A 13928-nucleotide genomic window follows, 5' to 3' on the forward strand; every position below is an offset into this window, starting at 1 on the left:
TTTCAACTTGCGGGTTCGGGTGGCTGCTTCTTCTTGATGAAGTTATACCATTGTCCGCCGACACGCCTTGCGCCTAAAATGCCGCCCATGTTGCGCTTGGCGTTCTGTACCGTCCTCTCGGATATTCCGGCTTCGGCTGCGGCCTTTACAATGTCCTCGCTGGCAAGCTCTTTCCCGTCTGCAAGCAGGTCAAGTATCAGCTTCTCGGCTTGCTCGGTCTTGGTGGCGGTGTTCCCGCCCGCGCCGGATAGCAGCTCGTCGGCGGTTATGTCGTATTCGCCTATCCATGAAAAGCCTGTTTCCGGGTCAAGGCAAAAGGCAACGGGCTTGCCCTCCGGCGCAAGGGAAGATTTGTCATGGACGATAACACGCACATTCGGCTCCCGCTTCACGCGCCCGATCAGCAGGACGCTCCTTGCTGCGGCGCGGAAGTCAATAGAACCTAAGCCCCGGTATGCGCTCTGCCCTCCGGCAGCTTTGTTCAAGTGTCCGATAAGGATAACGGCGCACCCGGTACGCTCGGCAACATCGGCAAGGCGGCGGAACATGGGGCGCACTTCGTTTGCCCTGTTCATATCGGTCTTTTCGCCCATGTACGCCTGTATGGGGTCAAGGATAATCAACCGCGCCCCGTTCTGCGTGATTGCCTTTTCTATGCGCTCGTCGGAGAGGGTAAGCTCCCGCTTGGCTTCATCAATCACAAGCACGCGGTCAAGGTCGGCCTCGGCTTCTATCAAGCGGGGCTTGACAGTATCGCCCAGCCCGTCCTCGGCGGTCTGGTAAATCACTTGGAATGGCGGCAAGGGCTTCATTCCCGGCAGCGTTCCCCCGGTGGTGCAGGCGGCGGCAAGGCGTAGGGCAAAGGTGGTCTTGCCCTCGCCGGGGTTGCCTTGCACAATGGTTACTTTCCCAAAGGGGATATACGGCTCCCATAGCCATTCAACGGTCTGTGTGTCAACCTCGCTCATGCGGATAATCTCGACGGTTTCTTCCTGCGGCGGCTCTTTCAATCCGTAAACCGCTTCCCGGATATACTTCCCGTCTGTGATTTCTGCCCGGTGCTGCAATACCTCGTTCCAGTCCTTGTAAAGCGGCACAAGGCGGTGGACGGTCAAGCCCTCCGGCATGAGCTTCACAAGGCGGCTGCAAGCGTCGTTTCCGGCTTCATCGCTGTCAAGGCAGAGGTAAACGGTCTTGATGTTCGGACGGTCAGAGAGAAAGCGGAGCAGGGCTTTTTCTCCCACGCCGCCCAATGACAGGTAGCTTTGCTTCTGCCATTCCTTTTTGAACAGGCAGAGGAAAGAGATCAGGTCAATGGGTGCTTCAAAGACAAACAATCTTTCGCCCTCGCCCCGGTAACAGAAGTTAAAGGCTTTGTCGCTGCCTTTCACATCAAGCCGGAAGTTTCCCGCCGTTCCTTTGCTGTGGGCGTAGCGCGGTATTCCGTCCTCGTCCCGCCCCACAAATACGGCGTTGTGGTGGGCTGCGTCCTCGTAAATATCGCCGCGGGCAAAGAAAAAGCCCGTCACATCTTCATCAATGCGGCGGGCTGTTGTGAGGTAGTTCCTCGCTGTTCGGTTGTCGCTGTTTGGGGGCGGTAGCCGGAAGTCGGATAGGGACGCGGGGCAAGGTCTGTCCGGCGGCGGTGCGGCTCCCTTTTCTCCTGTGAGAAGTTCTACGGCTTCGGTGAAGCTCTTGCCGAAAAACTCCATAACAAAATCAACGGGGCCGCCGCCCTTGCTCTGGCTGTGCCTGTACCACTTGTTTCCCCGGACGGTCAAGCTGTCGTGCCGTTTCCAGCGGTATTCATTCCCGGCGCGGGTAAGCTGCTCGCCCTGTGATTGCAGGAAAGAAACAAGGTCGGCTTGGTTCGCCCGGTCTATCTGTTCTTGGGTGTAATACAAAAAGCTCAACTCCTTTCATCGTTCTAAGTCGTGCCGCTTGGCGCGGGTCTGCTCCGGCTGGTCGGCTTTCAGCGCAATGTCAACACACTTGCGGATATTGTGCAGCTCGGCAACCTCGGCGCGGGTTTCTTTCAGCTTGGTATATTCCGCTGTTCTCTGCCCGCTGAGAGTGGCGTACTCTTTTTCCCATTCAGAGATAGGCAAGGTCTTTGTCCCTTTCGGCAGATTTGCATGGAGATAGCGGCTCGCTGCGTTCCATAGCGTAAGCTCGGCGCGGTGGGCTTCCTCGTACTTGTCGCGCTTGCTCGTCCAGCCATTTTTCAGCTTTTTCAGCTCGTCGTGAATGGGCTTGTACTCGGTGTAGTTCTTCCCGTATTCAATCAGCTTTTGCAATTCTTTCATGCGCTTCTCGGCGGTTTTCATGCCCTCCCGGATAGCGTCGGCTTGGTCGCTGACAGAGGAAAGGGCAGCGTCCAGCTCGTCAAGGGTGGAAATGCCATGCTCGGAAAGATAGTTGACCGCCTTTGCAACGGTTTTCAGTTCGTCGGCGGTGTGCTGCCTTTGCCAACTCTGCGAATACTTCCGGCTCTTTTCTCTCTGAACGCTTAAATACTTCATCAGCAGATTTGCAAGGCCGGGGGATTGCGGGGGCTGCTCCGGGGCGGTTTCCCGCGCCTTGAACAGTTCGCCAATCCATTCTTTGAGCTTTCCAATCTGCGCCCGGATTTCCCGGATAAGGCGGTTTGCTTTTTGGATATTCCGGTTCAGCTCGCCTTTCTCGGTGGCTACGCCTTTCTTCTCCATTTGACAAGCTGCTACGCCCATGTGGACGGTGGGCAGCTCGTCAATGCCGCGCTCGGCGTTGCTGCGGTGGTCGATACGCTCCGGGCTTCCGGCGCGTTCAAGGTAGACGTTTGAAATATCCGCCCACGCCTTGCGCCACAAAAGCGCGTTGCCCTTGTCGTTCCAGCCTGTGAGGTCAACTTTGTGTGTCTTGTATCTGCCGCTTGGTAAGCGTATGCGCTCGCCGTTCTCGTCAAGGTCATATTCCTTTTTGGACTTCGCCGCCCACGCGCCGCGCTCGTCAAGGGGGCGCATGGTAAGCATGATATGACAATGGGGGTTGCCGCTGTCGGTGTCGTGAATGGCAAAATCAACGCACATTCCTCTGGAAACAAATTGAGAGGAACAGTATTCCCGGACAAGCCGGATCTGTTCCTCTCTGGATAACTCTATGGGAAGCGCCGCGTCAATCTCTCTGGCAAGCTGGGCGTTCCCGGCTTTCTCGTAAAGCTCCACGCTGTTCCACAAGGTTGAACGGTCAGAGAAAGAGGGCGGGGCATTGGGCGGCAGTAGGATTTCCGTATGGACAACACCGCCTTTGCGGGTGTAGTCGTGGGTCATTCCGTCCCACTCATTTGTCAACTTTTCGCCGCTTCGGTAGGCGGCTGCGGCAACGGCTGATTTGCCCTTGCCCCGGCTGACAATGCTGATATTACAATGGTAGATGGCTATGGGTATCACCTCCCGGATAGGATAATAAAACCCGCAAAAATGGTACAGACGCCAACGGCGGGTGTACTGTTTTTGTGGGTGTGCAGGGATAGCCGCGTAAGCGGCGCAAGGGGTGCAGCCCCTTGTTGCGGCAAAGCCGCCAATGTCGGTCAGAGAGGGAAGCAAGCGGCTTTCTCTCTGTGCCGACAAGCCCTCGGCAGAGCGCACGCACCCGTAAGGGTGTATAAGTGCGCCCTTTGTGCCAAAGGGATTATTCGCTTTTCCCGCCCTTGGTGCGTTTTTTCAGATAAGCCCGCGCTTCCTCGCTCGTCAAGGCAAGCCGGAGAAAGGCGGCGGCTTCCTCGTCGGTCATGGTCTTGGCTTCCGGCACAATGCTCTCAAAGACCGCACCCCGGACGATCAGCCGATGGCTGCGCGTCCTGCGTTCCTCTTGGGATAACTTTTGCCGCAACACCTTTTCCCGGTTTTCAAGCTGCCGGATTTTCTTCTTCCCGTCCTCAATCTCGGCTTGCAATTCCTCGCGGTTTTTTTCTCTCGGTTTCGTCATGGGTGGTCACTCCTTTCTACCTGTCGGCATAGAAAAAGGACAGTCGATTTCCTCGGCTGTCCTTTTGATTAGGGTGTTTGGTTTACTCCGTTCTGCTCAATAAATGGGAATATTAAATATCAATACGCCCTTTAATACATTCCTATTAAAACATCAGCTTCGATTGTCAAATGTGTGAGAGTACACCAATCAACGCAATCTTTTTCAACGCAAAAGAGAAGCGGCGTCATTTCAATAAACGACATTCTTTGTTCTGATGACAACTGTACGGTGGCTGAAACCGTTTCTCTTGAAATGGTTTTAAGATATTTCTCAAAATATTCAACGACAGACTCATTTGAATAATCTGGATTTTTCAAGTGTGCTTGCACTTTAGTCCTAATTTCCCTCAAATGATTTTTCGTAGGAATTACTTTCACAACATATCCGTTAGGAGATAGCAATCGCTGAAATTCTTTGTAGTGTGCAGGCGAAAATATGTCTAAAATACAATCCATACTTCCGTCTTTCAAAGGGATTTTTGATAAGTCAGTAACAAACCACTTCACTGCTTTGCGCTTGTCTTTTTTTGATGCAATCTGTATTGCCTCCCTTGACAAGTCAAAAGCAAAGATGTTTCGTTCTGTTCTTTGCTGTATCTGCCTTGCATAGAAACCCTCGCCGCAACCAACATCTAAAATGTTTCTTATAGATGGCGTATCAGAAATAAACTGTATGATTTTCTCCAACACAACATCATACATGCCATACTCCAAAATTTGGTGCCGGTTGTCAAAAGACCGCTTGCTGTAGTTGGTTTTGGGCGATGATTTTAACAACAAATTTACATACCCATATCTTGAAATATCAAAGCAATGTCCATGTCTACAAATTAGGCTATTGCCTTGTATATCCATTGATTTTGTGCAAATTGGGCATTGAAAATAAACCTTGCTGTCTGCAAAGCGTGATAAATTATTATTCATTTGTTTTTCCTCCGTAATTACATCTCTGCTTCAATAAGCGAGTTATGCAGTACGGATAACCGCAACATAACTCGCGGTTTTATCTTAATCTCATAAATGTAACCATTGTGTTGTCCTCCAATCAATTCCGCAGTATTACTCTGCTTTTAGAAAAAGTATAGCACAAAACTATGAACATTTCCACTCTATTTCAGCCTGTCGGCGGCGTTGCTCTCTCTGGCGTACCGCCGCGCCGCTTCCCGCCGTTCCTCGCTGTATGGGGCGGTCAGACGGAAAGAGAAGCGGCCTTTCTCAATGTCAAACTCCATGCAGCCCGTTTCCGGGTCTGCGTCAGTCTGCTGGCAGATCGCCGGATAACGGCGGCTGTATGCAAGCAGACGCTTTTTCAAGGCGGTGTTGTGGGTGCGGATATGGATAAGGGGGTCTTTCTCGTCAAACCAAATATCGGTGGTCTTTTCCTGCTTGGTAAGCCCTGTTCTCATGCAAACTCCTTTCTGTGCCCCTGTTACGCAATAGGGGCATTTTTCGGGTGTTTTCTCCGGCTCTTGACTTGGAGAAAACGGCGTTTTTGACGATAAAAACCGCCCGGACGTGGAATGGTTCGTCGGGGCGGCTGTTATCGCAAGATTTCCGATTTTTCCGGCTCTTGACCGTCAGACGCAGATAAACACGAACTGTCGGCAAGTATCGTCTTGAGCAGCTTGTCGCGGAATGTTTCTGTGCTGCTGTGATTGAAAAATAACTCCGCAACAATAGTCTGCCCGTTTCTCTGCGTCGTGATAATACTGTCGGGGTTCCGGGGCGCGGTGGGCGTCCCGTTCTGTTCTGTCATAGGCGGCTCCTTTCTCCGGGCGCAAAAGAGGGACTTCCCGTAGCCGGAAAATCCCTCTTGGTTGTCGGTTATTCTGTTTTACTGTGCGGGCTGTGCGGCGGCGGTCTGCGCCTTTCTCCTTGCCCGGTATTCCCGCGCCTTGATACGGTCATACTCCCGCTGCTTTTCAAGGTTTCGCGCCCGGTACTCCCTTGAATACTGCCGGTGATAGGCGCGGCTCTTTTCCTTTTTGGCTTCTTCGATTTCCTCCCGCATTTGCCGGATTTCCTGCTCCGTTGGCTCTGTAAGCTGTGTCACTTCGTTCTCAAATTTGCCGATATAGTTGAAATATATCCCGATGTGCTGAATGGCTTGTTTTGCCCTTTTCTTGTCGCGCTCATGCACTTCAATCCGGCTGATAAACTCGTTGAGAATGGCGGGGGTCAGGTCGGTAAAGGCAGCGTAGCGTTCCGTCAGCTTCAAAAACTTCTGCGCCCGTCCGCCCGCGTTCTCAAAAGCGGATAGCTGCTCTTGCAGCTCGGCAAGCTCCGCTTTCAGCGCATAGTATTCTTCTGAATACTTCTGCGACATTTGCTCATAGCGGTCTTGCGGGATCGTGCCGAGGGCGTTGTCCTCATAGAGCTTGTTCAGCACCTTGTCAATCTGTTCAAGGCGCGTCGTGATTTGCGGGATACGCTTCTGCTGTTTCTTGGTCTTGTCGGTCTGCTGCATGGCAAGGTTCTTTTTCACTAAGGCTTCAAATTCCGCCCAGTTGCTGATAGAATAGTCCTCGATTTTCTTCAGCACTTCCGCGATGGTCTGCATGAGCAAATCCGCGTCAATGATGTGCGGGGAATTGCATTTGGGGTTTTTGGCTTTTCCCTTGTGGTACTCGCTGCAATAGGCAACATGACGCTTGCCGCCATTCCGATAATCTATGCGGATGTGCATTTTTGCGCCGCAATCCTTACAGAAAAGCAAGCCCGACAAAGGGTGGATTTCCCCGTCCCCGTTGGGGCGTCTGACGGGCGCGTTTTCCAAAATCCGCTGTGCGGTTTCAAAGTCGGCGCGGTCAATAATCGGCTCATGCACATTTTCGGTTATCTGCCATTGGCTCCGGTCTACATAGTGGTTCCGCTTGTCCCGGAAATGCTTTGTAGTCTTGAAGTTGACTACATCGCCGCAATACTCCTGCCGTGTAAGGATATGGGTCAAAGTGGCTTTGTTCCACTTGTAACGGTTATCCTCATTGAGCGCCCTGTTTTTGCACGTTCCCCGCCCGCGCTCTTTCATGTAGAATGTGGGCGTTGGGATTTGCGCCTGCGTCAGATATACGGCGATTTGGTTGCGGTTTTTCCCGTCCAGAAACAGGCGAAAAATCAAACGGACAACTCCGGCGGCTTCCTCGTCGATTATCCAAAAATCCTTGTTGTCCGGGGATTTGACATAGCCATAGAGAGCTTCGGTGGCAATCGGCTTTCCACTCATGCCCTTCGTCTTAATGCCGGTCTTTACTTTCTTGCTGATGTCCTTTGCGTACCACTCCGACATGATGTTGATAAAGGGCGCAAACTCCAATGTGTCGGGCTTCTCGCTGTCTATCCCGTTGTTGACCGCGATAAAGCGCACATTGTTCCGTCTGAATATCTCCATAGCGTTGCCGACTTGGAGATAGTCGCGCCCCCAGCGGGTCATGTCTTTCATAATACACACGCCGATTTTACCGTTTTCTACGTCCTCTATCATGCGGGAGTAGGCGGAGCGGTCGAAAAATCTGCCGCTTTCGTCATCGTCAATGTAGTGCCGGATATTGGTTAAGTGCTGCCCTCTGGCGTAGTTCTCCAAAAAGATTTTTTGGTTCTGTATCGAGTTACTCTCACCGCCGTCCCTGTCCTCGTCGCCCACGGAAAGGCGGGAGTAAAGGGCTGTAATTTTACTATAATCAGTCATGTGCATAACCTCCTGTGCGTCCATATAGGCTTCCTTTACACTTAAAATTATGCACTCCAGCGGGCGCTGCCATACTCCATACCGTGCCGGTACTTCTTGGCGTTCTTGCTTTTGAGATACACGGCCAATCGCAGGCCAGCGCCGCAGCACAGCCCCACCAGCAGGTCCAAAGGGTGCAGGCTGGGCCACCAGCTGGCCAGCGCCACCGGCAGCGTGGAGAAGAACGAAAGCATTTTTGCCGAAGCGTCCGCACCCACGGCCATCCGCCATCCTTCACCGAAGTTGGTTGCGAACAGCCCCATCAGGATATAGGGCATATTCAGCAAAAGGAGCTTTTTGATGTCAAGTTGCTTTTTCATCTTCATCGTTCCAGCTCCTTCCGCTTGTTCCGGTCCACAACGGCGTGTTTCACCAGCTCTTTGAACTGGCTCAGCTTTGCCAGCACGGACGGACGCTCTGTTTTCTGCGCCTTTCTGACCTTCTTGCCGGTGTACTCGGTAAAGGCAGCGGTCAGGGCATCCGCATCGCGGCCTTTGAAAAAGATCAGGTACTTGGGCGGGGAGCTGCTGCGGTCCTTCTTCACCGCATAGTCAACGCCGTATTTCCGGGCGATCTTTTCAAACTCCTTGATGGAGGGGTCGGTGATCTCGATGTTGGAAACGCCCTGATTCTGGCCGATCAGCTGCTTCACCGTCTGTTTGCCGTGGGGAATCACGGGGGTATCCCGGCTTTTCTGCTTTTGCAGCTTCTTTTCCTTGCGGTGGGCAAGGTACTTGGTGATGGCGGCCTTAAACAGCCGCCCGGTAAACTTTGTTCCGCTGACTACCAGCGTCAAAGTCCTGTTTTCCACTTCCTCCTGCATAGGTCATCGCCTCCTTTCCACGGATTTTGCAGGGGTGGCGCTTGATACTAAGGCGGGACCACCAGCCGCCGCAGCAGGTATTTCATCATGGCAGGCTCCTTTCAACGCAGCTGATCGGAGCGGTCATAGTACAGATGTCCCTGGCGCACCTTGGCATGGCTGAGAATCTTGATGTGGCCCTTTTCCTGGTTCTCCAGGCTTTTCTGGTATCCGGCCTCCGTCAGAAACAGGCGGGTCCGTTCGCCTTTCCAGCCCACCGGCGAATCGTGGGTCAGCACATCGAAGATAATCATGTGCCGGGTGTCCTCGGCAAACCGCTCCAAATCCATGTACTCATGGCCGTGGTAGTTCTGCGCCCCGGCCTTGAGCCGCATTTCCTCCATCAGCTGGCCCACGGTCTTACGCTCAGGCATGGCGCGCACCTCCTTTCCCGCGTCCCTGGCCTTTCACAGTCAGGATACCGTCCAGGGTGGTAGCGGTGATCCGCAGGCGCTCAGCGGTGGCGATGTCATTCTTCACGGTCTCGTCGATGCCGTGGCCGCAGACCACCAGCACATGGGACCGGCGCAGATAGTCTCGCGCCATATCCAGCCCGTCCTTGTGTTCCTGGGGAATCTCGTCCTTGAGGAAGGTGGACAAGAACAGAACCGGGCAGATGGGCGAATACCCGGCGTCGTACACCTGGCGGCAGTAGGTGGCAGCGTTCTCGGCGTTCTCATACTGGTTGTTGCTCCAGGGAGCCGTAATGTAGGCAAGAGGTCGTTTCATGGCAAAATCCTTTCTCCCGGTATTGCCGGGCAACAGAAAAGCGGCTGTTTACCAGCCGCCTGTGTTCATATCGTGATTGACTTGTACGGTGTAGTGATTGCTGATCGTGGTGGGCGCGTTGAACAGCACTGCAAGCAAATACTGTTTCATATTGCGGACCTCCGTGGTGTTTTTCTGCATACCGTCCATGACAAATCGGATATGCTCGCTATCCAGCTTCAAGAACCGGGAGCGCACGACTTCATGGGGAAAGTCGCTGCCAGCGATCCGAGTGGTTTTACGTTTGGCACAAACGGTCTCCACCATCAGCTCCACAATCTCGTCCAGGTCCTCACGGTAGGTCGAAAACTCTCTGCACAGATAGTCATACTCGATGTTCTCCAGAATCAATTCCCGATAATTTTCTATCTCTGAGACAGACATCGCATCCCTTCCTTTCCGTTCCGGCAGCTGTGCTGCCGCTGTTTCCCGGAAGGGAATGGAATCGGTACTTGCTCCATGAGTATTTTGTTTTTGAGTATTTGGTTTCTCTATATTTAATTCTGCGGGCTTTTCCGTATCCGGTTTATCCAGATACGGGTTTTCCGTATCTGGTGAAGCCGTATCTGGTACAGCCGTATCCGGCCTTGGCGTTTCTGGCTGCCTGGGCTGGGGTTTCTCATAAATCACATACTCGGTGTCGCTGATCCGGCCTTGTTGGTCCCGCAGCTGGTTCCGCACGATGTAACCGGCGGTTTCCAACTCCCGCAGCGCACTGCCGATGGCATCAACGCCCTCCTTGCAGATTTTCGCAAGTCCACGGGTAGTATAGTTCCAGTCATCAGGCAGGGATAACATCATGGAAAGAAGCCCCTTTGCCTTGAGGGATAGTTCGTGGTTCCGCAGGTGATGATTGCTCATCACGGTATAATCTTTGGTCCGTTCAATGCGAAAAACGGCCATTGACTTCACTCCTTTCTAATTTTAGGGCATGAAAAAAGCCACAATCCTTCGTGAAAAAGACTGTGGCTTTCAGCTGTTTTTGTTGTTCTGCCAGGGCCGGTAAGGACGCTTGTACTTCGGCGGATGACTGAACATCGGCTCATGCTCCGAAAACGGGAGGGTCTGCAAAACCCGGTCAATGTCGGTGGATTCCATATCATACTGGGACTGGCAACTTTCCCGGATGGCATCTTTGATGCTCTGGACAGTACACATATTCATTCCTTTCCTTTCGTAGTGATAATGAGTTTACGGGTGGCGGCGGCGCTTGTCCGGTTTGAAGTCGAGCACATGGCCCTCGATCACACGGGCATACCGCTTGATTTTGATTTCCCGACGCTTCTGGCTTACGAGGGCGGCCTGATACCCGTCCTCCGTAAGAAACAGCCGCATATCATCGCCGGGGCAGCCGTAGGAACAAGGGCGCTGAACGGAAAACTCGATCATCCAGCGGGTGCTGTCCTGAAAACGCTCTACGGCCAAGATATTGTGTCCTTTCAGCTCACGGGCTGAAATATCCCTCATAGGCGGCTCCTTTCATCGTTCCTGGTCTCTCTGGCGCTTCTTCTGCCACGCCTCCAGCAGTTTGATAATGGTTTCCTGCATCCGCTGGGGCGTATAGCTTTTGGGGAAATACTTCCGCAGGGTGTCGGAGGTGAAAGTCACTTTGTCGAGATCACTTTTCTTTTCCTCACCCATGATGACGCGCATCATATCGAGGGTCAGATGTCCCTCCTGGCTGTATTTCTTGAGTCGCTGAGCCTGGGAGAGAGAGGGGGTAGCCTGTTCGCTGTCCATCGCGTCCAGCAAATCCCGCTGTTCTTCTTTTTTGAGAAAGGACAGCTCATAAGCCGGATTGAGGGCGATTTTCTTTTCATCGACCATATCCAGCAGTTCGGGAATCAGCTCCGTCAGGCGGATATAGCGCTGCACCTGGTTCCTACTCGAACCAGCCTGCTGCGCCAACAATTCATCTGCACGCAACTTCGTCCCAAGTTGGGACGAAGTTAAGTCCCCCCGTGCGCCTTGGTGTTTCATAGCCTCCAGCTTCATCTTGTAAGCAAAGGCCCTTTCGCTGGGGAGCAGGCTTTCACGTTGTAAGTTGCTGTCCACCATGATGATAGTGGCAGCATCATCGTCCAGGTCTCGGACAATGACAGGCATGGTTTCTTTCTCGGCCAGCTCACTGGCCCGGTGCCGCCTGTGACCGGCAACCAGCTCATAGCCGCCCTCCGGGTCCGGGCGGGCGATCGCCGGAACCAGAACACCATACTGCCGAACGCTGTCGGCGGTCTCCATCATGGCCTCGTCATCCTTGACTTTGAAGGGATGCCCCTTAAATGGGTGCAGCTCAGACAGCGGAATTTCCTGTATCTTCTCCAGCTTGGCATCCTGGCGGCTTTCCTCGGTGGAAAACAAATCATCGTATGGAGCCAGCTCTACTTTTTTCGCGCTGCTTTTCAAGTTTTATCACCTCCTTGGTCAGATTCTTATAGCCCTCGGCCACCTTGCCATTAGGGTCATGGGCAAAAATGCTTTTGCCCTCGGCGCTGATCTCCTTTGCCCGGACAGAATGGGGAATCTCGGTGCCGAACACCTTGATTTTGCTGCCATAGGTCTCCCGCAGCAGGGCGGCAATCTCCTTGGCGAAGTTGGTGCGGTTGTCCACCATCGTCAGCAATATGCCGTCGATCTGGAGCTTGGGGTTGATCTGCCGCTTCACCTTGTTTACGGTCTGGAGCAGCTGTTCCAGGCCCTTGGCGGGCAGGTACTCCGCCTGAACGGGGATTATGACCCTGTTGGCGGCGGCCAGGGCGTTGACCGTGAGCATACCCAGGGATGGCTGGCAGTCAATCAGGATATGGGAATACTGTCCCTTGAGCGTGTCCAGATACTGCCGCAGGATGGTCTCTCGGCTCATGGCGTTCACCAGGGAGACCTCCATGCCGGAGAGCTGGATGTCTGCGGGCATCAGGTCAACGCCCTCCGGGTGGTGCAGGATACCCTCGCCGGGGCGCAGCGGCTCGTCCATCAGGATACGGCCCATCGCGTCGGACAGGGTAAAGGGCAGCTTGTCCGGCTGGGGGTGGCCCAGGCTGATGGTCAGGCTGCCTTGCGGGTCCCCGTCGATCAGCAGCACTTTCTTTCCGGCCTGCGCCAGCCCAATCCCCAGGTTCGCGCAGGTGGTTGTCTTGCCAACGCCGCCTTTCTGGTTGGCGATGGCGATGATTTGCGTGTTCAATGACTTCACCTCATTTCTGAATTGTTCTATGGCTTCTGGAAATAGAAAAAGCCGCCACTTCAAAAATTGAAAGTGACGGCCTTTTCTTATCCCGGAATGAAATTCCCCGGAAACGCAAAAAGCGCCCAGTAGAAAATACTGAGCGCTTGGCGATTAGATTTATTCTCTTTTGTTCAAATTAGGTCAAATTCAGACAAACCGTTTTCACGAAAAAGGTCTCTTGGAGATGTATAAATAAACATCCCCTTGGCATCCCAAAATCGCGTCTCGGTTGTCCTATTTTTTAACCCATAAGCCCTCTTTTTGGGGTGGTTGTCCACCATTTAACCCATAGAAAACGGGTTAAAAGAGGCTTCGTTCTGTCAAATTGCGTCAAACCATTTGAAAAGGAAAAACCCCGGAAACCGCGTAGTTCCGGGGTTTTTGACCACTTTTGATAAAGTTTAGCGCTTGCTGAACTGGGGAGCGCGACGGGCAGCCTTGAGGCCGTACTTTTTACGCTCTTTCATACGAGGATCGCGGGTCAGGAAGCCGGCTTTCTTCAGCTCCGGACGCAGGTTCTCGTCATAAACCAGCAAAGCGCGGGACAGACCATGACGGATGGCGCCAGCCTGTCCGGAAACACCGCCGCCGGAAACGCGGACAACGATGTCGAACTTGTTCTCCAGGCCGGTCAGGGCCAGAGGCTGACGAACAACCAGCTTCAGGGTCTCCAGACCGAAATACTCGTCGATATCGCGGTCGTTGATGGTGATCTTGCCGGTGCCGTTGTATACACGAACACGGGCAACAGAGTTTTTACGGCGACCAGTGCCGTAGAAATAAGATTTCGTCTCGTACATCTCGTTTGCCTCCTGTTACAGTGTATAAGCTTCGGGCTTCTGAGCAGCGTGGCCGTGCTCGCTGCCTTTGTACACGCGCAGACGTTTCAGCGCGCTGGCACCCAGAGAGTTGCCGGGCAGCATGCCCTTAACAGCCAGCATCATAGCCTTCTCGGGGTTTTCAGCCATCAGAGTACGGTACTGAACAGCTTTCATGCCGCCGATCCAGCCGCTGTGATGATAGTGATATTTCTTGGTCAGTTTGCTGCCGGTCAGAACCGCTTTGTCGCAGTTGATGATGACAACATGGTCGCCGCAGTCCACATTGGGAGTAAAGGTGACCTTATTTTTGCCGCGCAGCAGAACGGCGGCGGTGGCAGCGGTACGGCCGAGGGGCTTGCCAGCGGCGTCGATCACATACCACTTGCGGTCAACTTTGCCAGCTTTTGCAAGAGTTGTGCTCATGTGTATATCCTCCTAAAATTGTCTCGAAACAGGTATAAAAATCCTGCTTTTGAAATCGTGCAGATTTGATTATAGCGAAAAGTATGCTTCGCGTCAA

Annotated in this window: 17 protein-coding genes and 1 pseudogene; all 18 read right to left on the reverse strand. The window is 53.2% G+C overall.

Going from position 1 to position 13928, the window contains the following annotated elements; all coding sequences use genetic code 11:
* Window positions 1-2 precede the first annotated feature (2 nt).
* The 18 genes and pseudogenes from ACKTS9_RS15335 to rplM all read right to left on the reverse strand — a co-directional run bounded on the left by ACKTS9_RS15335 (window position 3) and on the right by rplM (window position 13831).
* Window positions 3-1904 (reverse strand): AAA family ATPase, encoded by a 1902-nt coding sequence (locus ACKTS9_RS15335; protein ID WP_118638165.1) that lies wholly within the window; start codon window positions 1902-1904, stop codon window positions 3-5.
* Window positions 1905-1919: 15 nt separating this feature from the next.
* Complete coding sequence (mobQ, locus tag ACKTS9_RS15340) at window positions 1920-3428, reverse strand: MobQ family relaxase (protein WP_216502831.1); 1509 nt, start codon at window positions 3426-3428, stop codon at window positions 1920-1922.
* 241 nt (window positions 3429-3669) lie between these two features.
* A complete protein-coding gene (locus tag ACKTS9_RS15345; protein ID WP_016147288.1) occupies window positions 3670-3966 on the reverse strand; it encodes a DUF3847 domain-containing protein in 297 nt (98 codons plus the stop codon).
* Between the two features lie 131 nt (window positions 3967-4097).
* A complete protein-coding gene (locus ACKTS9_RS15350) occupies window positions 4098-4931 on the reverse strand; it encodes a methyltransferase domain-containing protein (RefSeq protein WP_016147289.1) in 834 nt (277 codons plus the stop codon).
* Between the two features lie 185 nt (window positions 4932-5116).
* Window positions 5117-5413 carry a hypothetical protein gene (locus ACKTS9_RS15355; protein WP_087348555.1) on the reverse strand — a complete coding sequence of 99 codons (297 nt, stop codon included), beginning with the start codon at window positions 5411-5413 and terminating at the stop codon, window positions 5117-5119.
* Between the two features lie 134 nt (window positions 5414-5547).
* Window positions 5548-5763, reverse strand: a complete 216-nt coding sequence (locus ACKTS9_RS15360; RefSeq protein ID WP_002584971.1) for a transposon-encoded TnpW family protein — start codon at window positions 5761-5763, stop codon at window positions 5548-5550.
* A gap of 78 nt (window positions 5764-5841) precedes the next feature.
* Window positions 5842-7716, reverse strand: a complete 1875-nt coding sequence (locus ACKTS9_RS15365; RefSeq protein ID WP_407881760.1) for a recombinase family protein — start codon at window positions 7714-7716, stop codon at window positions 5842-5844.
* Window positions 7717-7748: 32 nt separating this feature from the next.
* Window positions 7749-8051 (reverse strand): annotated as a pseudogene (locus ACKTS9_RS15370) (type IV secretory system conjugative DNA transfer family protein); the annotation flags it as partial.
* A gap of 2 nt (window positions 8052-8053) precedes the next feature.
* On the reverse strand, window positions 8054-8554 hold the full coding sequence (locus tag ACKTS9_RS15375; RefSeq protein WP_002576352.1) for a PcfB family protein: 501 nt from the start codon (window positions 8552-8554) through the stop codon (window positions 8054-8056).
* 101 nt (window positions 8555-8655) lie between these two features.
* Window positions 8656-8967, reverse strand: a complete 312-nt coding sequence (locus ACKTS9_RS15380) for a DUF5720 family protein (protein WP_002576353.1) — start codon at window positions 8965-8967, stop codon at window positions 8656-8658.
* Entirely contained in the window at window positions 8960-9322 is a 363-nt protein-coding gene (locus ACKTS9_RS15385; protein ID WP_002576354.1) for a hypothetical protein, read from the reverse strand. Before ACKTS9_RS15385 ends, ACKTS9_RS15380 begins: the two co-directional genes overlap by 8 nt.
* A 48-nt stretch (window positions 9323-9370) precedes the next feature.
* Window positions 9371-10264: a DUF6017 domain-containing protein gene (locus tag ACKTS9_RS15390; protein ID WP_002576355.1), complete on the reverse strand. Its 894-nt coding sequence runs from the start codon at window positions 10262-10264 to the stop codon at window positions 9371-9373.
* A 69-nt stretch (window positions 10265-10333) separates the two neighbouring features.
* Window positions 10334-10525 carry a hypothetical protein gene (locus ACKTS9_RS15395; protein WP_002576356.1) on the reverse strand — a complete coding sequence of 64 codons (192 nt, stop codon included), beginning with the start codon at window positions 10523-10525 and terminating at the stop codon, window positions 10334-10336.
* A gap of 27 nt (window positions 10526-10552) precedes the next feature.
* A complete protein-coding gene (locus ACKTS9_RS15400) occupies window positions 10553-10828 on the reverse strand; it encodes a DUF5720 family protein (protein WP_002576357.1) in 276 nt (91 codons plus the stop codon).
* 12 nt (window positions 10829-10840) lie between these two features.
* Complete coding sequence (locus ACKTS9_RS15405) at window positions 10841-11767, reverse strand: ParB/RepB/Spo0J family partition protein (RefSeq protein WP_002576358.1); 927 nt, start codon at window positions 11765-11767, stop codon at window positions 10841-10843.
* Window positions 11724-12545: a ParA family protein gene (locus ACKTS9_RS15410; protein WP_002576359.1), complete on the reverse strand. Its 822-nt coding sequence runs from the start codon at window positions 12543-12545 to the stop codon at window positions 11724-11726. Before ACKTS9_RS15410 ends, ACKTS9_RS15405 begins: the two co-directional genes overlap by 44 nt.
* Before the next feature lie 443 nt (window positions 12546-12988).
* On the reverse strand, window positions 12989-13387 hold the full coding sequence (rpsI, locus tag ACKTS9_RS15415; protein WP_349214935.1) for a 30S ribosomal protein S9: 399 nt from the start codon (window positions 13385-13387) through the stop codon (window positions 12989-12991).
* A 15-nt stretch (window positions 13388-13402) separates the two neighbouring features.
* Window positions 13403-13831, reverse strand: a complete 429-nt coding sequence (gene rplM, locus ACKTS9_RS15420; protein ID WP_349214934.1) for a 50S ribosomal protein L13 — start codon at window positions 13829-13831, stop codon at window positions 13403-13405.
* Window positions 13832-13928 lie beyond the last annotated feature (97 nt).

The sequence above is a fragment of the Owariibacterium komagatae genome (assembly GCF_045865535.1).
Lineage (GTDB): Bacteria > Bacillota > Clostridia > Oscillospirales > Ruminococcaceae > Ruthenibacterium > Ruthenibacterium komagatae.